Raw genomic sequence first — 23,389 nt, 5'->3', positions numbered from 1 at the left:
AGCAAGCCTATGAAACCTATCCTAACCGCAGCCATTCTTGGCCTTCTGGCCGCACCTGCTTTCGCCGAAGGCGACGCTGCCAAAGGCGAAAAGGCCTTTAACAAATGCAAATCCTGCCACACCATTGTCTCTGACACTGGCGAGAAAATCGTCAAGGGTGGCAAAACCGGCCCGAATCTTTGGGGTGTTGTTGGCCGCACGGCGGGCACCTACGAAGGGTTTAGATACGGCAAGGATCTGGTTGCCGCCGGCGAAGGTGGTCTGGTCTGGGATCTTGCTAGCTTTGAGGCCTATACCCAAGATCCCCGTGGCTTCCTGCGCGAGCACCTGGACGATGGCAAGGCCAAGTCAAAAATGTCGTACAAGCTGAAAAAAGGTGCCGAAGACATCTATGCCTTCCTGGCCCAGTTCAGCCCGGCCGCCGAAGAGCCAGCCGAAGATGCCGCAGCCAGCGAGGACGCGGCCTCCGAGTAATCTGCCGCTTGTGTATCAGGCCTTTTGGCCCGCTGTGGCGGGCCGGGGCCAGATCTGACTGCCTGAAACTTAGGCATCAAAGGCCGCGACCGCAGGGGCGCGGCCTTTCGCGTAGTTGCTTTGCTCTGCGACCCGCGTTAGCCATTGCAGGCTGCGTGATGGCGGCACACTGATTACGGATTCGGAATGCCCCATTTGATCCCGGCCTGGGTGAACGGCGAACTGACACCGGTAGAAAAGCTCCTGGCGCATGAACAGGGGCTCAAGCACAAGGCTGTCTCGGTGTTTGTGGTCAAGGGAGTCAAAATTCTGATGCAACGCCGCGCCCTGGGGAAATATCACACGCCTGGGCTCTGGGCCAATACCTGCTGCACCCATCCCATGTGGGAGGAAAGCTCCTCGGCCTGCGCGGTCCGGCGGATGCAACAAGAGCTGGGCATCAGAGGGCTGTACCCTGAGTTTCGCCATCAGTTGGAATATCGGGCCGATGTGGGCCATGGGATGGTGGAACATGAGGTGGTGGATGTGTTTCTCGCCCATGCGCACCGGCCACTGGCTCCGGTTGCCAACCCCGATGAGGTGATGGAGACCCGCTGGATGGACTACCATGACCTGTTGGCAGAGGTGCAGCGTCACCCGGAACGTTTCACCCCCTGGCTAAAGATTTACCTGCACAAATACGCCGATATCATCTTTGGCCCCGATCTGATCATCGCCTCCAAAACCTGATCCTGAGCGCGCCATTTTGCCCCAGATGCCGGCCGTGATCCGGCTTGTTTCCCCTTGCCCTTTAACCAGGCTCTATGGTTCTGTGCCGTCAAATATTGGGAGGCACAGATATCATGTCAGTTCTTATTGCCGGTGGCGGTATCGCCGGGCTTAGCCTGGGTTTGACGCTGCATCAGATTGGGGTGCCGTTTCACATCTACGAAGCCGCCGCTGAACTGCGCCCCATGGGGGTTGGTATCAACCTGCAGCCCAACGCCGTACGCGAACTGTTTGACCTTGGCCTGGAAGCGGAGCTGGAAGAGATCGGCATCCGCACCCGGCAGCTGGGGTTTTATTCAAAACTCGGCAAGACAATCTGGGAAGAGCCGCGCGGGCTTGAGGCGGGCTACGCCTGGCCGCAGTACTCGGTCCATCGCGGCGCCTTGCAAATGATGCTGTACCAGGCACTGGTGGAACGGGCGGGTGCCGACTGCATCACCACCGATGCGCGCGCCGTGGGGTTTGAACAGACTGCGTCCGGTGCAGATCTGCTGTTTGCGGACGGGTCTCGTCAAAGCGGTACGCTGGTTATTGCAGCAGACGGCATTCATTCCGCCCTGCGCGCGCAGATGTACCCCGAAGAAGGCGCGCCTATCTGGAATGGCCGGATCCTGTGGCGCGCCACCACCCAGGGCACCCCCTGGAAGGGCGAGGCCTCCATGGCGATGATCGGTCACGACAGCCTGCGCATGGTGGCCTATCCGATCTCCCGCCCCGACGCTGATGGGCGCGCCACCCTCAACTGGATCGCGGAGAAAAGCTTTGACCCTTCCGCGCCCTGGAAGAAAGAGGACTGGAACCGCGCCGCCGATATCGATGACTTTGTTGCCGAGTTCGAAGACTGGCAGTTTGACTGGATTGATGTGCCTGGCCTCATTCGCGGAGCCGAGGTGGTCTATGAATATCCCATGGTGGATCGCGACCCGCTGCCACAATGGAGTTTTGGCGCCGTGACCTTGATGGGAGACGCCGCGCATCCGACCTATCCTGTTGGCTCCAACGGCGCCAGTCAGGCCATCATTGACGCGCGGATCATCGGCGCATCTTTCCTGTCCCATGGCCTCACCTCAGACGCGCTTGCCGCCTTTGAGGCAGAGGTGCGCCCCCTGGCAACAGGCATCGGCAAGACCAACCGCGCCGGCAAGGGGCCGGATGGGGTGTTGCAGCAGGTCGAAGATCTCTGCGGTGGCGATTTTTCCAGTATCAATGAGGTCATCCCACAGGCCGAGCTTGCCGCCCATGCTGCGCGCTACAAATCCATCGCAGGCTTTTCGATAGAGGAACTGAATGCCCGTCCGGCAACGATCAAAGCTGGGGCACGGCTGAGCAGCTAACGGGGGGCTCCCGCCCGTCATCAGGCCCTTTGGGCCCTCTTCCCGTTGGGCCCAGCGCCGTGCTGACGCACGGCGGGCGCTCTGCCACTTCTGCTGCAGCTATCGCAACCGCGCCGCGCGACAGCGCGGCGCCGGGCCCAACACCGCCAGGGGCTTTCGGCGCCAGCCGATGACCCGCGGGGGCGGGAGCCCCCCTTGCCCCTTGGTGATCCGAAAATTGTGTAGCTGATACAGGGCAGCAAACGATTTTCTTAAACGCCAATGACGGCCTGCACCGCCCGTTGCCAGCGGCCATAGGCCGCGTCGCGCTGCGCTGGGGCCATTTGAGGCGTGAATTTGCGATCCAGCGCCCAGGTTGCAGCAAAACCGGCCTGATCCGGGTAGATCCCGGCCTGCATACCGGCAAGCCAGCCAGCCCCCAGAACTGTTGTCTCCTGCATCTTGGGACGATCCACAGCGGCCCCCAACAGGTCCGACAGGCTTTGCATCGTCCAGTCACTGGCGCTCATGCCGCCATCAACCCGCAGGGTCACATGGGTTTCTTCCGGCCAGTCGGCCCGCATCGCCTCCCACAGGTCCCGCGTCTGATAGGCCACGCTTTGCAGCGCCGCGCGGGCCATTTCAGCTGGGCCAGTGCCCCGTGTCAGACCAAAGACCGCGCCGCGACATTCGGGTTGCCAATAGGGCGCGCCCAGCCCGGTAAAGGCGGGCACCAACAGCACATCCTGTTCGGGGTCCGCCTGCCGGGCCAATGCCCCAGACTGGGCCGCATCCTCAAGCAGCCCCAATCCATCCCGCAGCCACTGCACCGCAGCGCCAGCAATAAAGATGGACCCCTCCAGCGCATAGGTGGGCTTGCCGCCCAGCTGATAGGCCACGGTGGTCAGCAGACGATTGTGCGACACAACCGGTGTTTCGCCCGTGTTCAGCAGCGCAAAACACCCGGTTCCATAGGTGGATTTCATCATCCCCGGCGCAAAACAGGCCTGGCCAATACCCGCCGCCTGCTGGTCGCCGGCAACGCCCAGAATAGGCACTGCCTCGCCCAGAATCTCAGGCACCGTGATGCCAAAATCTGCCGCGCAGTCCTTCACCTCCGGCAGCATCGCCATGGGCACCTGCAGCAGGCCGCAGATCTCTTCGCTCCAGGCCCCTTCGCGAATGTCATAGAGCATGGTGCGTGACGCATTGGTGGCATCGGTCACATGGGAGGCGCCGCCCGTCAGCCGCCAGATCAAAAAGCTGTCGATGGTGCCAAACAGCAGCTCCCCGCGCGCGGCGCGATCGCGGGCCTCTGGGTTCTGATCCAGGATCCAGCTGGCCTTGGTGCCGGAAAAATAGGGGTCCAGCAGCAGGCCGGTCTTGTGGCGGATCATATCCTCATGGCCACCACCGCGCAAAGCCTCGCAGATCTCAACTGTGCGGCGATCCTGCCAGACGATGGCCCGGTGGAGTGGCGCACCTGTCGCCTTGTCCCACACCGCCGTGGTTTCGCGCTGGTTGGTAATGCCGATGCCTGCCAGATCCCCAGCTGTGATCCCTGTTTCCGCCAGAACCTGGCGACAGGTTGCAACAACCGAATCCCAGATCTCATCCAGATCATGTTCAACCCAGCCCGCCTTGGGGAAATACTGGGGGAACTCCTGCTGCGCTGTGCCCACGGCCTGCATGTCGCCGTCAAACAACACCGCCCGTGTTGACGTGGTGCCCTGATCGATTGCCAGAATATATTTCATGTCCCGCCCCTGTGATGGATCTCCTCAGGGCGGGACTTTAGCCGCAAGATGTTACCGCTGCCAGTCCCTCTTAAAGCTTTAGTTGCCGAAACTGCTGAGGCGCAGGCGCAGCTCCCTAGACGGCGACATTGTCAATCAGGCGCACCCCTTCCAGCCAGGCCGCCACAAAAAGCCGCGCCGGGCGGTCGGCCCTGTCCAGAGCGCTCAGGTCTTCTGCGCAGCACAGCGACAGGTATTCCACCTCGTCAAAGCCCGCTGCCAGGATCGCCGCCTCCGCTGCCGTGCCCAGAGGGGTAAAATTACCCCCAGCAGCCAGCGCCGTCGCCAGTTTGGTCAGGATCGGATGCAGCGCCCCGGCCTGGGCCGTACCCGCAGCCGAGAGCCGCATATTGCGTGAGGACATCGCCAGGCCTGAGGCCTCGCGCACGGTTGGACAGCCGACCACCTGGATTGGGATATCAAGGTCCCGCGCCATGCGCCGGACAACCAAAAGCTGCTGATAATCCTTTTCGCCAAAAAACGCCTGATGGGCACCGGTCTGCAAAAACAGCTTGGCCACCACCGTGGCGACCCCGTCAAAATGACCAGGGCGACAGGCCCCCTCCATCTGATCGGCCACCCCAGCCACCGAAACCGTGCTGGCAAAACCATCCGGGTAGATCTGATCCGGGTCCGGCACATAGATCACGTCAACCCCGTAGGGGGCCAGCTTGGTGGCATCGTCATGTTCGGTGCGCGGGTAATTGGCCAGATCTTCGGGGTTGTTGAACTGCTTGGGATTGACAAAGATCGTCACGATCACCCGGTCGCAGGCGGCCTTGGCGGCCTCCACCAGGGACAGATGCCCCGCATGGAGCGCCCCCATGGTGGGCACCACGGCGACGCGTTCACCGGCGCGAATCCAGTCACTATGTTTGGCCCGCAACGCGGCGAGCTGGCGAATAATCGGAGCGGTCATGGCAACTGTTACCCTTTTGCAGGTGCTGTCTGGTCAGCAAAGACATGTTCAGCAGCAGGGAAGGCGCGGGCGCGCACCTCGGCTGCATAGGCGGCGATTGCGGCTTCGGCATCGACGCCCAGCGTGCCATAGCGTTTGACGAACTTTGGCTTAAAGGCGGTGAACAGCCCCAGCATGTCATCCACCACCAGAACCTGACCATCGCATCCTGCGGAGGCTCCTATACCAATGGTGGGAATGGCAACGGCGGCGGTGATCTCATCCGCCAGGCTCTGGGGCACTTTCTCCAGCACCACGGCAAAGGCGCCCGCCTCGGCCACGGCCTGCGCCCCCGCCAGCACGGCGGCCCCAGCGGCGTCGCGCCCCTGCACCTTATAGCCGCCCAGAGTGTTGATCGACTGCGGCGTCAGCCCCACATGGGCCATCACCGGAATGCCGCGCGCCACCAGAAACCGGATGGTCGCAGCCATCTCGACACCGCCCTCCAGCTTGACCGCCGCCGCATTGGTTTCCCGCATCAAGCGGGCCGCATTGCGAAAGGCCTGATCGGGGCTTTCCTCGTAGGAGCCAAAAGGCATGTCGATAACCAACATGGCACGCGACAGACCACGCGCAACCGCCGCGCCATGTAGAATCATCATCTCCATGGTGACGCCCAGCGTCGAAGAAAGCCCGTGCAGAACCATGCCAACGCTGTCACCGACTAAAACAAAGTCACAATGTTGATCCATCATCTGCGCCATCGGCGTGGTATAGGCGGTCAGGCTGACAATCGGCGCTTTTCCCTTCTGAGCAAGGATATCGCTCGCGGTGATGGCAGAGGTTTGTGAGGTCGCGCTCATGTTTTTTCCCGGTTTGGTGCGGCTTTCGCACGCCTAGCAACTTACGCGACGCACCTCCAGTGGGCGAAATGTCTCGCACCCCTTGATTACCCGGCAGAAAACGGGAAACCTGCGTTCCAAGACCCCCGGCGACAGGGGATCAGACGCAACTAGGGAATTGAGAAATGACATTCAGATCAATCGTTTTTGCCGCCAGTTCAACACTGGCCCTCATGGCTGGCACTGCCTTTGCCAAGGATTCCGTCACCATCGGGATGCAGCTGGAACCACCACATCTGGACCCCACCAGCGCCGCCGCCGGGGCGATTGATCAGGTGCTGTATTCCAACGTCTTTGAAGGGCTGACCCGGTTCATGGGCGATGGCTCTGTGGTGCCTGGCCTGGCCAAAAGCTGGGAGATCTCCGCTGACGGGCTGAGCTATACGTTTCATCTGAACCAGGGTGTCACCTTCCATGACGGCACCACAATGGATGCCGAGGACGTGAAGTTCTCGTTGGATCGCGCCCGCGCCGAGGACAGCACCAACGCGCAAAAGGCCCTGTTTGCCGATATCGCCAGCGTGGATGTCGTCGACCCCGCCACGGTCAAAGTCACCCTGAGCAAAGCCAACGGCAACATGCTGTTCAACCTGGCCTGGGGAGACGCGGTTATCGTTGCCCCTGAAAGCATCGATGACATCAAAACCGCCCCTGTTGGTACCGGCGCCTTCAAGTTCTCCGGCTGGGTGCAGGGCGACAGCATCTCCCTGGAAAAGAACGCCGACTACTGGGGCACCCCGGCAGTGCTCGACGGTGCCACCTTCAAGTTCATTTCCGATCCCACCGCCGCCTTTGCAGCGGTCATGGCCGAAGATCTAGATGCCTTTTCCGCCTTCCCGGCGCCGGAAAACCTGCCGCAGTTTGATGCAGACCCGCGTTTTCAGGTCCTGGTCGGGTCGACCGAGGGGGAAACCATCCTGTCGACCAATAACCTGAAAGCGCCCTTTGACGATATCCGCGTGCGGCAAGCGCTGGCGCATGCGATTGACCGTCAGGCGATCATCGACGGCGCCATGTTTGGCTATGGCACCCCAATCGGCAGCCATTTTGCCCCCCATCACCCCGCCTATGTCGATCTGACCGGCCAGTCCGCCTATGATCCGGAACGCGCCAAGGCGCTGCTGGCCGAGGCCGGCCTTGCAGATGGCTTTAAAACCACCCTGCACCTGCCGCCCCCCTCCTATGCCCGTCGCGGTGGCGAAATCGTCGCCGCCCAGCTGGCACAGGTTGGCATCGAGGCCGAAATCATCAATGTGGAATGGGCCCAGTGGCTGGAAACCGTATTCCGCGGCAAGGATTTTGGCCTCACCATCGTCAGCCATACCGAGCCAATGGACATCGGCATCTATGCCCGCCCGGACTACTACTTTCAGTATGACAATCCTGAATTCCAGGAGCTGATGACCAGCCTGAACGCAACCACAGATCCCGATCAGCGCATGGCGATGCTCAAGCAGGCGCAGGAAACCATCGCAAATGACTATGTGAACGGATACCTGTTCCAGATGGCCTCTCTCAGCGTGGCCAAGGCCGATCTACAGGGGCTTTGGGCCAATGCGCCGACCCAAGCCATCGACCTGACCGCCGTAAGCTGGGCTGACTAAGCCACCCGTTCCCCTGCCGGGCGCCGCATTTCTGGCGCCCGACAGGCCTCAATATTTCAGGACCAGGCCAATGATTGATATCTACCCCGCGGGCAGTCGACCCAGCCGCAAAGCCCCGGCCCAATGGTTCACCGGAGAAGTCTGGATGGATCCGATCATTGCTGCCCCTGCCCCCGCCCGGATCAATGCCCTGCGGGTGAGCTTTGCCCCGGCTGCGCGCACCGCCTGGCACAGCCATCCCCTGGGACAAACATTGCAGATCATCAGCGGCTTGGGCCTGGTTGGACTGCGTGACCGCGCCCCGCAACACATGCGCCCCGGCGATACCATCTGGATCCCGCCCGGCGTGGAACACTGGCACGGCGCCGCACCAGAAACCGCCATGGTGCATCTGGCCCTGCAGGAAGAGCAGGATGGCTCGGCCGCCGACTGGCTGGAACATGTTACTGACGCAGACTATCTGCGCAGCCCTGAGAGCACCTACTGACCCCTATGATTCGTTATGCTTTGAAACGCGGCCTGTCGCTGGTGATCAGCCTCGCAGTCGCCTCGCTGGTTATCTTTTTCGTCATCGAAATTGCGCCAGGAGACCCCGCCTCCTTTATGCTTGGCATCAATGCCGAGCCCGAAACCGTTGCCGCCCTGCGAACCGAACTGGGTTTGGACCAGAGCAAACTGCAGCGCTACCTCGCCTGGGTGGGTGGGCTGCTGAGTGGTGACTTTGGCATGTCCTATACCTATCGCACCCCCGTTGCGGGGATGATTGCCGATCGCCTGTGGGTGTCGCTGCCGCTGGCGCTTTATGCCCTGGCGCTATCGACGCTGATCGCCTTTCCTGCCGGGATCTATGCCGCCGCTCGTCGCGGCAAGGCCGGGGACATGGCGGTGATGGGGGCCACTCAGTTGGGAGTCGCGGTGCCCAATTTCTGGTTTGCCATGATCCTGGTGCTGATCTTTGCCATCAACCTGCGCTGGTTTGGCGCCGGCGGCTTTGCTGGCTGGGACAAAGGCTTTGGCGCCGCCATCCACTCGTTGACCCTGCCCGCCATCGCCCTGGCGCTGCCGCAGGCGGCGATTCTGGCCCGCGTCATGCGCTCTTCCCTGTTGGATATCCTGGGCGAAGATTTCATGCGCACCGCCCGTGCCAAAGGCCTGACCCGCCGGCAGGCGCTGTGGCGTCATGGCCTGCGCAACGCGATGATCCCGGTGCTGACCATCATTGGGCTGCAGTTTTCCTTTTTGCTGGCCGGCGCCATCATCATCGAACAGGTGTTTTTCCTGCCGGGTCTGGGGCGGCTGGTGTTTCAGGCAATTTCCTCACGCGATCTGATCGTGGTGGAATCCGTGGTGATGATCCTGGTCTTTGCCGTGATCACGGTGAATTTTCTGGTTGATCTAGCCTATGCGCTGGTCGACCCCCGTCTGAGGAGCCGCACATGAGCCGTAATCTATTCCTGGGCTGTCTGCTCTCTTCGCTCGTGGTATTGGCGGCTTTGGTCTCGTTTATCTGGACGCCCTTTGATCATACGGCGATGGATATCCCGGCCAAGCTGCAACAGCCCAATGGCACCCACTGGCTGGGCACCGATCACTTTGGGCGCGACATCTTCTCGATGATCATGGTCGGGGCGCGGACCTCGATCGCCGTGGCCCTGGTCGCTGTCGGCATCGGCATGGGGCTGGGCGTGCCCCTGGGGCTGGCCGCCGCCGCCAACAAGGGCAGCTGGCTGGATGAAATCATCATGCGGGCCAATGATCTGGTCTTTGCCTTCCCGTCCTTGGTCATTGCCATCCTGATCACCGCCATCTTTGGCGCCGGCGCCATCAATGCCATCGCCGCCATCGGCATCTTTAACATCCCGGTCTTTGCCCGCATCACCCGGGGCGCGGCCCTGTCCCTTTGGGAACGTGAGTTCATCCTGGCCGCGCGGGTCTCGGGCAAGGGGGCGGCGCGCATTTCCGGCGAACATATCCTGCCCAATATCGCCAACCTGCTGATCGTGCAGGGCACCATTCAGTTCTCGCTTGGCATTCTGGCCGAGGCTGGCCTGTCCTATGTCGGGCTTGGCGCGCAACCGCCCACCCCCAGCTGGGGCCGCATGCTGGCGGATGCCCAAACCATGGTGAGCTTTGCCCCGCACCTCGCCCTTATTCCCGGCTCTGCCATTGTGATCACCGTGCTGGGGCTCAACCTGATGGGAGACGGCCTGCGTGACTGGCTGGACCCCAAACTGAGGCTGGCACGCTGATGACCTTGCTTGATATCTCCAACCTTTCGCTGCGGATCGGCACCCATAAGATCCTCAAAGAGGTCTCCTTGTCGGTGCAGGCTGGCGAAATTGTCGCCATCACCGGCGAAAGCGGCTCTGGCAAATCCCTGACCGCTTTTACCGTCATGGGCTTGCTGCCGGATACTGCGACCACCTCGGGTCAGATCACCCTGTCCGGCACCAACCTGCTAAGCCAGAGCGAGGCCCAGATGTGCGGGTTGCGGGGGCACAGCATCGGCATGGTGTTTCAGGAACCAATGACGGCGCTGAACCCGGTCAAAACCATCGGCGACCAGGTGATGGAAACCATCCTGATTCACAAGGCCCTGCCGCCGGATCAGGCCCACGCCCGGGCCCGCGAATTGCTCGACCGGGTTGGCCTGCCGGCGGATCGCTTCCCGCTTGGCCGCTTCCCACACGAGCTGTCAGGGGGGCAAAGGCAACGGGTGGTCATCGCCATGGCCATTGCCCTGCGCCCCAAGCTGCTGATCGCCGATGAACCCACCACGGCGCTGGATGTCACCACTCAGGCGCAAATTCTGGAGCTGCTGCGTGACCTGGTGCGGGAATTTGACATGGGGTTGATGATCATCACCCACGACCTGGCGGTGGTGGCCGATCTGGCCGATCGCATCGTGGTCATGCGCCATGGGGAGGTGGTGGAAACCGGCACCACCCAGGAGCTTTTGCACAATATGCAGCATCCCTACACCAAGATGTTGTTTGCAGCCTCCAACCATCAGGTGACCCTGCCAGAGCCCCCAGCGCCAAGCCCGCTGCTAGAAATCAAGGGTGCGGTACGGGACTATCCGCTGCCCCGCAAAAGCCTGTTTGCAAAGCCCGAGTATTTTCGCGCCGTCAAAGATGTCTCCTTTACCCTTTACCGGGGGGAACGCCTGGGGCTGGTGGGGGAGTCGGGCTGTGGGAAATCGACCCTAACACGGGCCATTTTGGGGCTAGAGCCGCTGCAGGGCGGTGACATCAGCCTGGATGGCATGGCGATCACCACCACCCAGAATCCGGAAATCCGCCGCCGCATGCAGGTGGTGTTTCAGGATCCCTTTGGCAGTTTCAACCCGCGTCACCGGGTTGATCGGCTGATCACCGAACCCTTTTACACCCTGACCGATCCGCCCACAGGCTCGGCCCGCAGCGATCTCATTGCCGAGACCCTGCGCGCGGTTGGGCTGCAGCCGGAAGATGCCCAAAAATATGTGCATCAGTTCTCCGGTGGCCAGCGCCAGCGCATCGCCATTGCCCGCGCGCTCATCACCCGTCCCGAGCTGATCTTGTTTGATGAGGCCGTCTCGGCGCTGGATGTTTCGGTGCGGGCGCAGATCCTGGATCTGCTGGCAGAGCTTTGTGAGGCTTATGGCCTCAGCTATCTGTTCATCAGCCATGACCTGAGTGTTGTGCGCACCATCACCGACCGCTGTCTGGTGATGCAGAAAGGCGAGATTGTCGAGGCCGCCCCGACCGAAGAAATCTTTGCCGAGCCCAAACACCCCTATACCCGCGCGCTGATCGCCGCGGCGCCACAGCTGCCAGACCTTGCACAGGGGGCGGCATAGTGGTCTCACTGTCCTTGATCCTGCCCCGAGAGCAAACAGTCTTTGCCTCGGTTCTGGCGCCCTATTTCCACGAGGTGGCGCCCGGCGCGCCGATTGATCCGGTCAAGCGGGCGGAGCAGATGTTGAACCGCAAGGACGTCACTGCCTTTTGGCTGCATCACGCCGCAGCCCGCATTGGGTTTGCCCTGGTGCTGAACCTGCCGGATGACCGCCGCGAGCTGTCAGAGTTCATGATAGTGCCGCAGTATCGCCGTCAGGGCCACGGGCAAGAGGCCGCCAGCCTGATCCTGCAGGAGTTTCCCGGACGCTGGCGCATGGGCATTTCAGAAGGTTCCCCACAGGCTGCTGCCTTTTGGGGCACCTGTCTTAGCCTGGTGCCCGGCCTCAGCGCTCTGCAAACCGGCGCGCCCTTCACCGAACATCAGACCAAAAGCTACACATTTGATATTGCAGGACCCAATAATGCCTAACTCGCAGATCCCAGCCTCCGTTATGCCAGACACAAAAACAGCTGACGCAACCCCAATTTGGTTCGACCCAAGTCTCTGCCTGATTGGTGGCGTCTGGACGCCTGCCTGCTCTGGCGAAACGCTGGCGCTGGTGGATCCTTCGGATGGGTCGAACCTGTGCCAGATCGCCCGAGGCGGGGCCGCTGATATTGATGCCGCCGTTGCGGCAGCCGAGGCCGCGCTGGCGGGCGACTGGGGCCGGATGACCGCGCTGGAGCGGGGCCGCATCCTGACCCGTATTGGCCAACTGGTGCTGGAGCGGGTCGATGAACTGGCCGCGCTGGAAGTGCGCGACGTTGGCAAGCCCCTGACACAGGCGCGCGCAGATGCCGTGGCGCTGGCGCGCTATTGCGAATTCTACGGAGGTGCCGCCGATAAGGTGCATGGCGAAACCATTCCCTATCTGGACGGGTACACGGTTTACACCCTGCGCGAACCCCATGGGGTGACGGGCCATATCGTGCCCTGGAACTATCCGATGCAAATTATCGGCCGCTCGGTTGGCGCCGCCCTGACCATGGGCAATGCCTGCGTGCTGAAACCCGCCGAGGAGGCCTGCCTGACAGCGCTTGCCTTTGCCCATATCGCCCAGGAGGCCGGTCTGCCCGCCGGGGCGCTGAATGTGGTTCCGGGCATCGGTGCCGAAGCCGGCGCGGCATTGACCGCCCATCCACAGGTGCATCACATCTCCTTTACTGGGTCGGTGGCCACGGGGGCGCTGGTGCAACAGGCCGCAGGCAAGAACGTGGTGCCAGTGACCTTGGAGTTGGGCGGCAAGTCACCGCAACTGGTGTTTGACGATGCCGATCTGGACGCCGCCCTGCCGTTTCTGGTCAATGCCGGCATTCAGAACGGTGGCCAGACCTGCTCTGCCTCCTCGCGTATTCTGGTTCAACGGGGGGTCTATGACACAGTCAAGGCGCGCATGTCCGCCGCCTATGGCGACCTGACCGTAGGCCCGGCTGCTGACGACCTGCGGCTTGGGCCACTGATCTCGAACCGGCAAAAAGACATTGTCGAAGGCTTTCTTGCCAAGGGGGCTGATCTTGAAATTGCCGGACAGGGGCAGATAGTGGACAGTGCCCCTGCAACGGGTGCCTATGTGCGACCGACGCTTTTTGCCGATGTCCCTGCGGACCATGCGCTGGCACAGCAGGAGATCTTTGGCCCGGTTCAGGTTCTGATCCCCTTTGATACCGAAGAAGAGGCCCTGGCAATTGCCAATGGCACCGAATTTGGCCTGGTTGCCAGCGTCTGGACCCGTGATGGGGCGCGGCAGATGCGTCTGGCCAAGAAGCTGCGGGCCGGTCAGGTATTTCTGAACAACTACGGCGCTGGCGGCGGTGCTGAACTGCCCTTTGGTGGCGTTGGAAAATCCGGCCACGGCCGCGAAAAAGGCTTTGAGGCGCTTTATGGGTTTTCCCAGCTGAAAACAGTGGCGGCCCATCACGGCTGACCCCTAAACCAAGCCAGTATCACTCGTTTGGGAGAAGGAATGAGCAATCCGCCGCTTTCACCTTCTCCCAACAATTCCCGCCGGAGACATCACCGCGCGCAAGCGCGGTGAACACCACTCAATACAGGGCGACTAGACGATCACGTCGATATGGTCCTGTTCTCCAATCCCAAACACGCGTTTATAGCGGGCGATTTCATCCGCCGACCCCATGGCTTTTTCCGGGTTATCCGACAATTTTACCGTTGGTTTTCCATTGGCGGAGATCGCTTTGCACACCAGCGAGAAGGGGGCCAACCCATCATCGGGGACCAGGCCGCGAAAATCATTGGTCAGCAGGGTGCCCCAACCAAAAGAGACTTTCGTCCGCCCCGCAAATTTCCCGTGCAGCTCGGCGATTTTATCGACGTCCAACCCATCTGAGAAAATCACCCGCTTTTGCAGCGGATCTTCGCCGCGCTCCTGCCACCATTTGATCGCCACCTCCGCCCATGCGGCTGGATCACCGCTGTCGATACGGATCCCGGTCCAGCCCGCCAGCCAGTCCGGCGCGTGATCCAGAAACCCCTGGGTGCCATAGGTATCGGGCAGGATGATGCGCAGATTACCGTCATGTTCCTCATGCCAGTCTGACAACACATCATAGGGCGCACGGGCCAAAGCTGCATCATCCGCTGCCAAAGCCGAATAGACCATCGGCAGCTCATGGGCATTGGTGCCAATGGCTTCGACCTCGCGCCGCATGGCGATCAGACAGTTCGAGGTGCCGGTGAATTTGCTTCCCAGCCCTTCGCGCATCGCCTGCACGCACCAGTCCTGCCAGAGGAATCCATGGCGGCGGCGGGTGCCAAAATCGGCAATGCTCAACCCGTCGATATCGCGCAGGCGCTCGATCTTTTCCCAGACCCGCGTCATGGCGCGGGCATAAAGCACCTGCAGTTCAAACCGGCCCATGTCATTCAGAACCGCCCGCGAGCGCAGCTCCATCAGCACCGCCAGGGCTGAAATCTCCCAGAGCATGACCTCGTGCCATTTGCCTTCAAAGGTCAGCTCATACTGATCACCGACGCGTTCCAGATGATAGGCGGGCAGGCGCAGGTTTTCGAACCACTCCATAAAGTCCGGGCGAAACATCTGGCGCTTGCCATAAAAGGTATTGCCGCGCAGCCAGGTGCTTTCGCCACGGGACAGCGACAAAGAACGGATATGATCCAACTGCTCGCGCAGCTCTCCCTCGTCGATCAGATGCGCCAGCGGCACCGAGGTTGACCGGTTGATCAACGAGAATGTCACCTCGGTCTGCGGTTTATTGCGAAAGACTGACTGACACATCAGCAGTTTGTAAAAATCTGTATCAATCAAGGAACGGATGATCGGGTCGATCTTCCATTTATGATTGTAAACGCGGGTTGCGATATCCACCGGCGGCCTCATGCAAGTTGGGTCACGACTTGATAGGACAGGCAGCAAGCCAGAGCAAGGCAAGGCCGGCCCCAAGGGTTTCCGGTGACGATCCCCCAGGCCTGGTCAGCCAGTCGCAGTCACCCTGTCATTTGCACCCGGTGGGCTTGCGCAAAGCTGGCCAGAACCTCCAAAAGCTGGGTTCTGGAAATCGGCTTGGTGACAAATTCATTCATGCCAGCGGCCAGACAGACCTCACGATCGGTATCAAATGCATTTGCGGTCAAGGCGATGATCGCCGGTTGCGGCTGGCCCCAAGAGCGAATGATCCGCGTCGCCTCCAATCCGTCCATGACCGGCATGCTAACATCCATCAGGATGATATCCGGCTCGAACGATTTGACCTTGTCTACCGCCTCAGCGCCATCATGGGCAAACTCCAGCTCCAGATCTGTCTGTTTCAGGAACTTCTGTATCAACAACCGGTTGACCCGGTTGTCTTCGGCCACCAGCACCCGCAGCCCAGACAATCCATCAGTGTCCCCTGTCCGCTCTGGCACTGGCGCCACTGTGATGTCCGCAGCGCTGGCCAGGCCAAAAGGCAGGGCCAGGGTGAAACATGATCCGGTCCCGATTTCCGAGGTTACGGTGATGCGCCCATCCATGGCCTCGGCCAAGCGCCTGGAGATGGCCAGGCCAAGCCCTGAGCCGCCAAAACGGCGACTGATGGCCGCATCAGCCTGCGAGAAACGCTCAAAAATGCCCGTAAGCATTTCTTTTGGGATGCCGATGCCGGTGTCAATAATTGAACAGTTCAGCAATACCCCACCGCCGGATGTTGGCTCTGCTTCGACCGTGACCTTGACCCGGCCCTGTTCAGTGAACTTGATCGCATTGCCCACCAGATTATTCAAAATTTGGCGCAGCCGGTGATCGTCGCCATTGAGGTAGCGGGGTAAATCGGCATCACGCTCAACATCCAGGGTCAGCCCCTTGGCTTCGGCCTGGGTACGCAGCAATCGAATTGTCTCGTCAATGCATTGGTGCAGGTCAAAATCACAGGGGTTGATCGAAATCTGCCCTGCGTCCAGCTTTGACAGATCCAAGATGTCGTTGATCAGTGCCAACAAGGTTTTGGCTGAGCTGAGAATCGTGTTGGCATAGAGCTTTTGATCGGTATCCAGATCGGTTTCTTCCAGCAGCTGTGCCATACCAATGACCCCATTCATCGGAGTGCGGATTTCGTGGCTCATGGTGGCCAGGAAATCCGATTTGGCACGGCTCCCTTCTTCGGCTGCCTGGCGGGCTTCTTCGAGCTGCTGGGCGTTTTGTTTGGCCGCTGTTATGTCACGCTCGATGGCGATGTAGGACATCTCTCCACCCTGCTCGCCCCGTATGGGAACCTGGTTGGTTTCCAGCCAGATATCCCGCCCATCCTTGTGGCGGTTCAGAATCTCCATCCTGAAAGGTCGCGCCTTGCGCCGCCCCTCGAGGATTTGATCAAGCGCGTCTGGATCGGTGTCTGGATGGTTCAGCAAGTCACCAGGCTCTCGGTCCAGAATTTCATCAAAGCCGTATCCCGTCAGCCGGGTGAAGGCCTCGTTCACCCATTTTACCTTGTTGTTTTCATCTATGAGAAGAACACTGTCATTTGCATGGCGTGCCACCAAGGCCAGCCGCTTTGCCTCGACCTGCTGCTCCAGCAAGCGCTGATAGGCGCCCTCCAGCTCCTGCTGCTGCAAGGCCTGGGTCAACAACATGCTGCGGGTGCGCGAAAAGCTGCGGTTAACAAAATGCAGATACCAAAACAGCGTCCCATCGAGTATCAGCAATCCGCCGAGACGTAGTTGAAATTCCATTTGGCTGAGAACGTTGTCACCACTGAACATCAAAACATAGGGCGCCAGCATATAGACGCTCAGACGGGCCACAGTTGCCAGCCTATTGTAGGGCATCAGCAGGCCCGCATTTATCGCTGCCCCCGCCAAAACACTAATTGCAAAAAGCGGATCTATTTCTGCCAGATTGGTTTCGCCAATCAGCGAACCCACCCAATAGGGGCTCGCTGTACTGAGAAACATGCCACAGCTCTGCAGAAAGCCAGTAACCGCGCTGATGCGACGCAATCCCCGGCTGGGAGCCCCAGCCTTCAGCTTTCGCTGGGCATAGCGCATGAATGTGCCATCTATCACCTCGACTGTACCGGCGACCAAAAATGCAACCAGCCCGGCCACGATTGAGGCAAACACCACCATCATCAGAGACACCAGCGCAATAAAGGCCAAACGTGGCCAAAAAATCCTCACCTGACCACGCACATAGCGCCGGAACAACCCGTCCTGGCTATATCGCTCGTGGTGTTGGGCCAGCGAGCTGATACGAGGCTCTTCTTCGCCAGACTTTCCTTGGGTCGTCATTCTGTGCTGTTGCCTCCGCGCAATCAGCCAAATATTGCCTCCCCACTCTTTCAAACTCCTAAAGACCCGTAGCAAGAAAAATGAGGGCGGACTATGTTTCGGTCTTCAAACCTGTTGTAATTGCACCCCAGCGGCGCGCATCTCTGCCAAAGACTTCGCCAGTGACCCCTCCAGGTCTATCCCCCGGCATGCGGTGAGATCGACATGGACCTTAAAGCCCAGTTTGACGGCATCCAGGGCCGAAAAAGCAACGCAGAAATCGGTCGCCAGCCCAACAAAGGTCAGCTCCGACACCCCACGAGAGCGCAGATACCCGTCCAACCCCGTGGGGGTCTTTTGATCATTTTCAAAGAACCCGGAATAGCTGTCGATCAGGGGGCGAAACCCCTTGCGGATAATCAGATCACCGCTCACATCCAGTTCCGGGTGAAATTCGGCTCCGGCGCTGCCCTGAACACAGTGATCCGGCCACAAAACCTGCGGCCCATAGCTCATCCCGACGCTCTCAAACGGCGACATGCCAGAGTGCGAGCTGGCAAAGGAGGAATGCCCCGCCGGGTGCCAGTCCTGGGTCAGGATCACAGTGTCGAAATTCCCCATCATAGCATTGATCGGCGCCACCACTTCATCGCCTCCGGGGACCGCAAGCGCGCCACCTGGACAAAAATCGTTCTGGACATCAATTACGATCAGGGCCTGCGTCATCTCTGTTCCTCCAAGCGTTTGTTCTATCAACCTACCTAGACGTCTATTGCCACACAGGAAATACGTCACCTTGATGCAGGGCGAAAGGGCGCGATCCGGCGGCAAAACAGCCCGCCTTTTTTTGTTTTTCTTGAAAAATGCAGCGCAGAGTTCTAAGGGCGCATCATGTATAAAATCGCCGCCCTTTATCACTTCACCCGTTTCACCGATCCTGCCGCTCTCAAACCGGCACTGCTGGAGCTTTGTCTGCACCACGCGGTGACGGGGTCCCTGCTGCTGGCACAGGAGGGTATCAATGGCACTATTGCAGGCCCTGAAGCCGGGATCGAAGCGGTGCTCAACCATATCAAAACGCTGCCGGGCTGCGCGGATCTTGCCTGGAAAGAGGCCTTTAGCGAGCAGCCACCTTTTGGCAAGATCAAGGTCCGCCTGAAAAAGGAGATCGTCACCATGGGGCAGCCCGATGTCGATCCCAAAGCCAGTGTTGGCCATTATGTTGAACCCGAAGACTGGAACGACCTGATCCGCGCCGAAGATGTGGCGGTCATCGACACCCGCAACGACTATGAGGTGCAGATTGGCACCTTTGAGGGCGCAATCGACCCGGAAACCGCCAGCTTTCGCGACTTCCCCGCCTGGTGGCAGGCCAACAAGGACCGGTTTCACAACAAACGCGTGGCGATGTTTTGCACCGGTGGCATTCGCTGCGAGAAATCAACAAACTACCTGCTGAGCCAGGGTGTCGAGGATGTCTATCACCTCAAAGGTGGCATTCTGCGCTACCTGGAGGAAATGCCCCCCGAAGACAGCAGCTGGCAAGGCGAATGTTTTGTCTTTGACAACCGGGTATCGGTTGGCCACGGGTTGGTCGAAGGCCCACATGAGCTGTGCCACGGCTGTCGCCGCCCCATCCTGCCCAAGGATAAGACATTACCGTCATTTGAAATGGGGGTCTCTTGCTATCAGTGCATTGATGAGACCACTGAGGCAGACAAGGCCCGGTTCCGCGAGCGGCAAAAGCAGATGCGTCTCGCCCGTGAACGCGGGGAAGCCCATCACGGCGGGCGCAGCGTCTAAAAAGTTCGCAGCCCAACAATTGAAAATTAAAATATTGAAATTAGAGGACCCCTACTGAACGCCCACCCAATTTTGATCATAGTCAAAGCAAGTTCACCCTGTGCGGTATGAGCATCATTTGTTCACTTTCCACACTGCACAGATCTGTCCAAGCCTGACTTTAACTAACAGATTTCCCGTTGCGTTTCTCTGATATCTCAACGCCCGGCGGCCACAACAGGCCGGGGCGGTTACGCGGTAACAAAGGCGAGAGGCGCGCGCAAAAATAAAGCGAACGACAGTATGAGCCTAGACAGGATGCCGAGTAATGAGCCTCCCGCACCACGGACAAAAGACGTCTCAATCGGCGACATTCGTATTCCCGATCTGTTTCGAGACCTGCCAGATGCAGTGATCATCGCGGACGAAACCCAACGTATTACGTGGTACAATACTGCCTTTCAGACCCTATTTGGATATAGCCAGCAAGAATTGATCGGGCAAAGCGCCGAACAGCTTTATGCCGCCCCACAGAGCTATGAAAAACAACGCAGCGCCGGGTTTTCGGTTGCGGTTGAAGATCTCGATCACAACTACGAAATGCGCTACAAGCGCAAGGACGGCACCAGTTTTCTGACCCGCACCACTGGCGGCCCCATCCGCGACAAAGAGGGCCGGGTCATGGGCCTGTTTGCCATTATCAGGGATATCTCCCAGACCCGTGCGATCGAAGATCTCTTGCACAGGTTGTTTGACATTTCCACGGATCAAGCCCTGGATCAATCCGGCAAGATCCTGGCCATTTTGAAACTTGGCTGCGCTCATTTTAAAACCGACTCGGCCTTGGTCAGCTGGGTGCAGGGGGAGCGTTATACCATCCTCTACAGCTATTCGGATCTGGTAGATATTCCACGGGGCACAGTCTTCCCGCTGGGCGATACTTATTGTTCTGAAATGTTGAACAGCGGCGGCCCCCTGGCCTGTCACACGGCCAAACAGTCGCAGTTTGGCACGCATCCCTGCTATGATCTCTTCCTGTTGGAGACCTATATTGGCGTGCCGCTGATTGTCGACGGAGAGATTTTTGGCACCTTGAACTTCACCTCCCCCGAAGAGCGCCATCCGTTTGAAGCAGGCGATCTGGAAGTGATCAAGATGTTTGCAGCCTGGGTCGGGCAACAGTTGAATTTTGAAAAAGCCACCAACCAGCTGCCAACGGAAACCACCACACTGACATAGGATCGGGCACACGGCTGATGCCGGGCCTGTCCAGAACCTGCCCTGCCCGGTCAGGTGCCAATGGGGTCGTGACCTCTGTGATCCTGGCCCGTGTGTTCGTGATCCGTCAGGCACTCTGTGTGGTCTCGCAGCACCTCCAGCACCCGGCATTCCGCCACCGAATGATGGCCGCAGTCGCTGATCATCCGCTTCAGCTCGATCTGCAGCGCCTGCAGCCTGGCGATGCGGTCCTCCACCTGTTTCAACTGTCGCTGTGCAATAGAATCCGCATCGGCACAGGACTGCGCCGGATTGTCCGCCAGATCCAGCAACTCACGTATGGCCTCCAGCGAAAACCCCAACTGCCGCCCATGACGGACAAACCCCAGCCGGTCCAGCTCGGCCTGGCCATAGCGCCGCTGGCCGCCTTCGGTGCGCTCGGGTTCCGGCATCAGGCCGATGGTCTCATAGTAGCGAATGGTCTGCACCTTGGTGCCAGTGCGTTTGGCCAGGGTTCCAATGGTCAGCATCTTAACTCTCCTTTCCCTTCAACAGCCGCAGCGCGTTCCCCACCACCAGCAGGGAAACCCCCACATCAGCGGCAATTGCACCCCACATGGAGGCCAGACCAAAGGCGGTTGCCAGGGCAAACCCCAGCTTGGTCACCAGCGACAGCCCGATATTCTGATGGATCACCGCCATGGTCCGGCGCGAATGGGCGATCAACCAGGGCAAGCGGCTGATGTCGTCGCTCATCAGGGCGATATCAGCGGTTTCAATCGCCGCATCAGAGCCCACAGCCCCCATTGCCACGGCAAAATGCGCCCGTGCCATCGCCGGGGCATCATTCACCCCATCGCCCATCATCGCCACCATATCATAGCGCTCGGTGAGCCGCTCGACCTCGGCAAGCTTATCTGCGGGCAGCAACCCGGCATGCACCTGATCTATCCCAGTGGCTTGCGCAACGGCACCAGCGGCGGCCGCATTGTCGCCCGTAAGCATAACAACCTGTTTGACCCCCAGTTCATGCAGGGCCGCGATGGTGTCGCGCGCCCCCGGACGCAGCCGATCACGCAGGGCAATCAGCCCTATTGGCCCGCTGGCATCCCCCACCACCACAAGCGTCGCTCCCTCAGCCTCGATCTCGGCCATCTGGGCGGCGGGCAGCGCGGTGCCAAAGCCCTTTTCCGTCGCAAACCGAGGGGAGCCGAGCCAGATCGCCCGCTCTCCCTGTCGGCCCTCCACCCCGCGCCCGGGTATGGTACGGCTGTCGGTGGCGGCCACATAGGCCAGATCCTGGCGTGTTGCCTCGGCCAGGATGGCCAGCGCCAGCGGGTGCGAGGCCCGCGCCTCCAGCGCTGCTGCGGCCTGCAATACCTCGGCCTGACTGGCACTGCCGAGGGGGTGGATCCCGGCGACTTCGGGGCGGCCTTCGGTCAATGTGCCGGTCTTATCCAGCGCAATGGCCTGCAGTTTGCCCGGGGCCTCGATATAGGCGCCACCTTTGATCAGCACCCCGGCGCGGGCCGCCGCTGCAAGGGCGGCCACAATCGACACCGGGGTCGAAATCACCAAGGCACAGGGGCAGGCAATCACCAGCAACACCAGCGCATTATAGACCCAAAAGCCCCAATCCCCGCCCGCCAGCAACGGCGGGAGGCAGGCCAGAGCAATGGCCAGGGCCAGAACTGACGGGGTATAGATACGGGCGAACTTTGCCACCCATTGCTCCACCGGGGCGCGGCGGGCATGGGCGTCGCCGACCATGCGGGTGATCTTGGCCAGCACTGTATCGCTGGCCAGTTTGGTTGCTTGCACGGTCAGGCTGCCGTCGCCATTCAGCGTGCCTGCGTAGACCTCATCGCCGGGTTCTTTGGCAACCAGGGCGCTTTCCCCGGTGATGGGGGCCTGATCCACCGCACCTGCCCCTGAAATCACCCGCCCATCCATCGGGATACGGTCGCCGCCACGCAGAACAAAGTGCTGGCCGATCTGCACCTCACCGGCGGGCATTTCAACCTCGCGGCCATCGTCGTGGATCACCCGCGCTGTGGCGGGTGCCAGATTGAGCAACGCCGACACCGCGTTGCGCGCCCGCCCGACGCTCCAGGATTCCAGCGTCAGTGACAGAGCAAAGAATAACGCCACCGTTGCCGCTTCGAAATATTCGCCCAGGCTGATGGCGCCGGCAACGGCCACCACCATCAGCAGGTTCATATCAGGGGAAAGGTTGCGCAGCGCATACCAGGCCTTTGGCAGCACCAGCCAAACCCCCAGCGCTACCGCGACCAGAAACAAACCCAGCTCGCCCAAAGGCACCGGTACATCGCCATGACCGGCAAACAGCTCCCCTAGACCACTGGCTCCGGAATGGGCCACATGCCAGGCCAGACCACCGCTCCAGAACAGCGCGCTGGCGGCGGTAAAACGCTTTTGGCGGCGCAGATGGGCCGCCTGATCCGCCTCGGCGCTTTTGGCGTCCCAGGGCTTGGCGCTCATGCCGGTGGTGGCAACCAGGCTCAGCACCTGTTCATCGGGGATTTGCACTGCTGAAGCCAGCAAGGTCATGCGCCCGTTCAGCACATCAAAGCCCAGATGGTCAGCGCCGCCCACCACAGAGCCTAAGGCGCGGTTTAGGCTCGCAACCTCTTCGGCGCAGCACAGACCATTGACACGAAAACTGCGTCCCGCCGTTAGCTCTGCGGCATCCGGCGGAGCCACAGTCCCACTGCCACAACAACCCGCGGGTTCAGCCGCATGGGCATGGTTATGGGCTTTGGCGTTGGTAGGGGTCGGATTGACGGAGCTACAGCAGCTATCCTGGGGCATTGGGGCCTCTTAGTTTGCAAAGACCTGCCCTAGATAGGACCTACAGTGACTAGAGGTTCAAGAGATTTCTTAAAAAAACTTTGGCCACAGGATGTGCCGAGACTTTGACCCTGATGGTGGCTGCAGCCTGACCCGCCCTTGCAAAGCGGTTCAAGACCTTAGTGTTGGGCCCTTTTGCAGCCAAAAAGCAGGAAGGGGT

Annotated in this window: 20 protein-coding genes; 12 read left to right on the top strand and 8 right to left on the bottom strand. The window is 60.3% G+C overall.

The features are described 5' to 3' along the window. The first annotated feature begins 9 nt into the window (after positions 1–9). From N1037_01890 to N1037_01880, 3 genes are all read left to right on the top strand, one after another. Entirely contained in the window at positions 10–474 is a 465-nt protein-coding gene (locus N1037_01890; GenBank protein UWS79795.1) for a c-type cytochrome, read from the top strand. Between the two features lie 186 nt (positions 475–660). Further along, the gene (idi, locus tag N1037_01885) at positions 661–1,203 is read left to right on the top strand and encodes an isopentenyl-diphosphate Delta-isomerase (protein ID UWS79794.1); all 543 of its coding nucleotides are present in this window, start codon (positions 661–663) and stop codon (positions 1,201–1,203) included. 113 nt (positions 1,204–1,316) lie between these two features. Then, entirely contained in the window at positions 1,317–2,576 is a 1,260-nt protein-coding gene (locus tag N1037_01880; protein ID UWS79793.1) for a flavin-dependent oxidoreductase, read from the top strand. A 251-nt stretch (positions 2,577–2,827) separates the two neighbouring features. Here N1037_01880 and glpK read toward each other — a convergent pair whose 3' ends face one another. From glpK to panB, 3 genes are all read right to left on the bottom strand, one after another. Continuing rightward, positions 2,828–4,312 (bottom strand): glycerol kinase GlpK, encoded by a 1,485-nt coding sequence (gene glpK, locus N1037_01875; protein ID UWS79792.1) that lies wholly within the window; start codon positions 4,310–4,312, stop codon positions 2,828–2,830. 115 nt (positions 4,313–4,427) lie between these two features. Continuing rightward, positions 4,428–5,270: a pantoate--beta-alanine ligase gene (panC, locus tag N1037_01870; protein UWS79791.1), complete on the bottom strand. Its 843-nt coding sequence runs from the start codon at positions 5,268–5,270 to the stop codon at positions 4,428–4,430. Between the two features lie 8 nt (positions 5,271–5,278). Then, positions 5,279–6,112 carry a 3-methyl-2-oxobutanoate hydroxymethyltransferase gene (panB, locus tag N1037_01865; GenBank protein ID UWS79790.1) on the bottom strand — a complete coding sequence of 278 codons (834 nt, stop codon included), beginning with the start codon at positions 6,110–6,112 and terminating at the stop codon, positions 5,279–5,281. A gap of 164 nt (positions 6,113–6,276) precedes the next feature. Here panB and N1037_01860 point away from each other — a divergent pair, with 164 nt between their 5' ends. From N1037_01860 to N1037_01830, 7 genes are all read left to right on the top strand, one after another. After that, the gene (locus tag N1037_01860; protein ID UWS79789.1) at positions 6,277–7,755 is read left to right on the top strand and encodes an ABC transporter substrate-binding protein; all 1,479 of its coding nucleotides are present in this window, start codon (positions 6,277–6,279) and stop codon (positions 7,753–7,755) included. A gap of 70 nt (positions 7,756–7,825) precedes the next feature. After that, positions 7,826–8,242, top strand: a complete 417-nt coding sequence (locus N1037_01855) for a cupin domain-containing protein (protein ID UWS79788.1) — start codon at positions 7,826–7,828, stop codon at positions 8,240–8,242. 5 nt (positions 8,243–8,247) lie between these two features. Continuing rightward, positions 8,248–9,195, top strand: a complete 948-nt coding sequence (locus tag N1037_01850; GenBank protein UWS79787.1) for an ABC transporter permease — start codon at positions 8,248–8,250, stop codon at positions 9,193–9,195. Then, a complete protein-coding gene (locus tag N1037_01845; protein ID UWS79786.1) occupies positions 9,192–10,004 on the top strand; it encodes an ABC transporter permease in 813 nt (270 codons plus the stop codon). The genes N1037_01850 and N1037_01845 overlap by 4 nt, the downstream gene beginning before the upstream one ends. Continuing rightward, positions 10,004–11,596 carry a dipeptide ABC transporter ATP-binding protein gene (locus tag N1037_01840; protein ID UWS79785.1) on the top strand — a complete coding sequence of 531 codons (1,593 nt, stop codon included), beginning with the start codon at positions 10,004–10,006 and terminating at the stop codon, positions 11,594–11,596. The genes N1037_01845 and N1037_01840 overlap by 1 nt, the downstream gene beginning before the upstream one ends. Further along, positions 11,593–12,066: a GNAT family N-acetyltransferase gene (locus N1037_01835; GenBank protein UWS81292.1), complete on the top strand. Its 474-nt coding sequence runs from the start codon at positions 11,593–11,595 to the stop codon at positions 12,064–12,066. Before N1037_01840 ends, N1037_01835 begins: the two co-directional genes overlap by 4 nt. A gap of 22 nt (positions 12,067–12,088) precedes the next feature. Next, entirely contained in the window at positions 12,089–13,561 is a 1,473-nt protein-coding gene (locus N1037_01830; protein UWS81291.1) for an aldehyde dehydrogenase family protein, read from the top strand. A 132-nt stretch (positions 13,562–13,693) separates the two neighbouring features. Here N1037_01830 and pncB read toward each other — a convergent pair whose 3' ends face one another. From pncB to pncA, 3 genes are all read right to left on the bottom strand, one after another. Continuing rightward, a complete protein-coding gene (pncB, locus tag N1037_01825) occupies positions 13,694–14,983 on the bottom strand; it encodes a nicotinate phosphoribosyltransferase (GenBank protein UWS79784.1) in 1,290 nt (429 codons plus the stop codon). Between the two features lie 119 nt (positions 14,984–15,102). Continuing rightward, on the bottom strand, positions 15,103–17,379 hold the full coding sequence (locus tag N1037_01820) for an ATP-binding protein (protein ID UWS79783.1): 2,277 nt from the start codon (positions 17,377–17,379) through the stop codon (positions 15,103–15,105). Positions 17,380–17,484: 105 nt separating this feature from the next. After that, complete coding sequence (pncA, locus tag N1037_01815) at positions 17,485–18,084, bottom strand: bifunctional nicotinamidase/pyrazinamidase (protein ID UWS79782.1); 600 nt, start codon at positions 18,082–18,084, stop codon at positions 17,485–17,487. 165 nt (positions 18,085–18,249) lie between these two features. Between pncA and N1037_01810 the strand changes: the two genes are divergently transcribed. After that, on the top strand, positions 18,250–19,161 hold the full coding sequence (locus N1037_01810; protein UWS79781.1) for a rhodanese-related sulfurtransferase: 912 nt from the start codon (positions 18,250–18,252) through the stop codon (positions 19,159–19,161). 297 nt (positions 19,162–19,458) lie between these two features. Continuing rightward, positions 19,459–20,379, top strand: coding sequence for a PAS domain S-box protein (locus N1037_01805; protein ID UWS79780.1), 921 nt, complete (start codon positions 19,459–19,461; stop codon positions 20,377–20,379). A gap of 50 nt (positions 20,380–20,429) precedes the next feature. On the opposite strand, the gene N1037_01800 is transcribed toward N1037_01805, so the two are convergent. Beyond that, a complete protein-coding gene (locus N1037_01800) occupies positions 20,430–20,888 on the bottom strand; it encodes a helix-turn-helix domain-containing protein (protein ID UWS79779.1) in 459 nt (152 codons plus the stop codon). A gap of 1 nt (position 20,889) precedes the next feature. After that, positions 20,890–23,190 carry a heavy metal translocating P-type ATPase gene (locus N1037_01795; GenBank protein ID UWS79778.1) on the bottom strand — a complete coding sequence of 767 codons (2,301 nt, stop codon included), beginning with the start codon at positions 23,188–23,190 and terminating at the stop codon, positions 20,890–20,892. Positions 23,191–23,389: the final 199 nt, after the last annotated feature.

Source organism: Phaeobacter sp. G2, assembly GCA_025163595.1.
GTDB lineage: Bacteria > Pseudomonadota > Alphaproteobacteria > Rhodobacterales > Rhodobacteraceae > Pseudophaeobacter.
Note: the sequence above shows the minus strand (reverse complement) of the source record. Positions and strands in the feature narration are given on the sequence as shown.

What these genes read in the sequence shown, in the direction of transcription:
- N1037_01890 (UWS79795.1), top strand. Translation starts at nt 10, where the DNA reads ATGAAACCTATCCTAACCGCAGCCATTCTTGGCCTTCTGGCCGCACCT.
- idi (UWS79794.1), top strand. Translation starts at nt 661, where the DNA reads ATGCCCCATTTGATCCCGGCCTGGGTGAACGGCGAACTGACACCGGTA.
- N1037_01880 (UWS79793.1), top strand. Translation starts at nt 1,317, where the DNA reads ATGTCAGTTCTTATTGCCGGTGGCGGTATCGCCGGGCTTAGCCTGGGT.
- glpK (UWS79792.1), bottom strand. Translation starts at nt 4,312, where the DNA reads ATGAAATATATTCTGGCAATCGATCAGGGCACCACGTCAACACGGGCG.
- panC (UWS79791.1), bottom strand. Translation starts at nt 5,270, where the DNA reads ATGACCGCTCCGATTATTCGCCAGCTCGCCGCGTTGCGGGCCAAACAT.
- panB (UWS79790.1), bottom strand. Translation starts at nt 6,112, where the DNA reads ATGAGCGCGACCTCACAAACCTCTGCCATCACCGCGAGCGATATCCTT.
- N1037_01860 (UWS79789.1), top strand. Translation starts at nt 6,277, where the DNA reads ATGACATTCAGATCAATCGTTTTTGCCGCCAGTTCAACACTGGCCCTC.
- N1037_01855 (UWS79788.1), top strand. Translation starts at nt 7,826, where the DNA reads ATGATTGATATCTACCCCGCGGGCAGTCGACCCAGCCGCAAAGCCCCG.
- N1037_01850 (UWS79787.1), top strand. Translation starts at nt 8,248, where the DNA reads ATGATTCGTTATGCTTTGAAACGCGGCCTGTCGCTGGTGATCAGCCTC.
- N1037_01845 (UWS79786.1), top strand. Translation starts at nt 9,192, where the DNA reads ATGAGCCGTAATCTATTCCTGGGCTGTCTGCTCTCTTCGCTCGTGGTA.
- N1037_01840 (UWS79785.1), top strand. Translation starts at nt 10,004, where the DNA reads ATGACCTTGCTTGATATCTCCAACCTTTCGCTGCGGATCGGCACCCAT.
- N1037_01830 (UWS81291.1), top strand. Translation starts at nt 12,089, where the DNA reads ATGCCAGACACAAAAACAGCTGACGCAACCCCAATTTGGTTCGACCCA.
- N1037_01820 (UWS79783.1), bottom strand. Translation starts at nt 17,379, where the DNA reads ATGACGACCCAAGGAAAGTCTGGCGAAGAAGAGCCTCGTATCAGCTCG.
- pncA (UWS79782.1), bottom strand. Translation starts at nt 18,084, where the DNA reads ATGACGCAGGCCCTGATCGTAATTGATGTCCAGAACGATTTTTGTCCA.
- N1037_01810 (UWS79781.1), top strand. Translation starts at nt 18,250, where the DNA reads ATGTATAAAATCGCCGCCCTTTATCACTTCACCCGTTTCACCGATCCT.
- N1037_01805 (UWS79780.1), top strand. Translation starts at nt 19,459, where the DNA reads ATGCCGAGTAATGAGCCTCCCGCACCACGGACAAAAGACGTCTCAATC.
- N1037_01800 (UWS79779.1), bottom strand. Translation starts at nt 20,888, where the DNA reads ATGCTGACCATTGGAACCCTGGCCAAACGCACTGGCACCAAGGTGCAG.
- N1037_01795 (UWS79778.1), bottom strand. Translation starts at nt 23,190, where the DNA reads ATGCCCCAGGATAGCTGCTGTAGCTCCGTCAATCCGACCCCTACCAAC.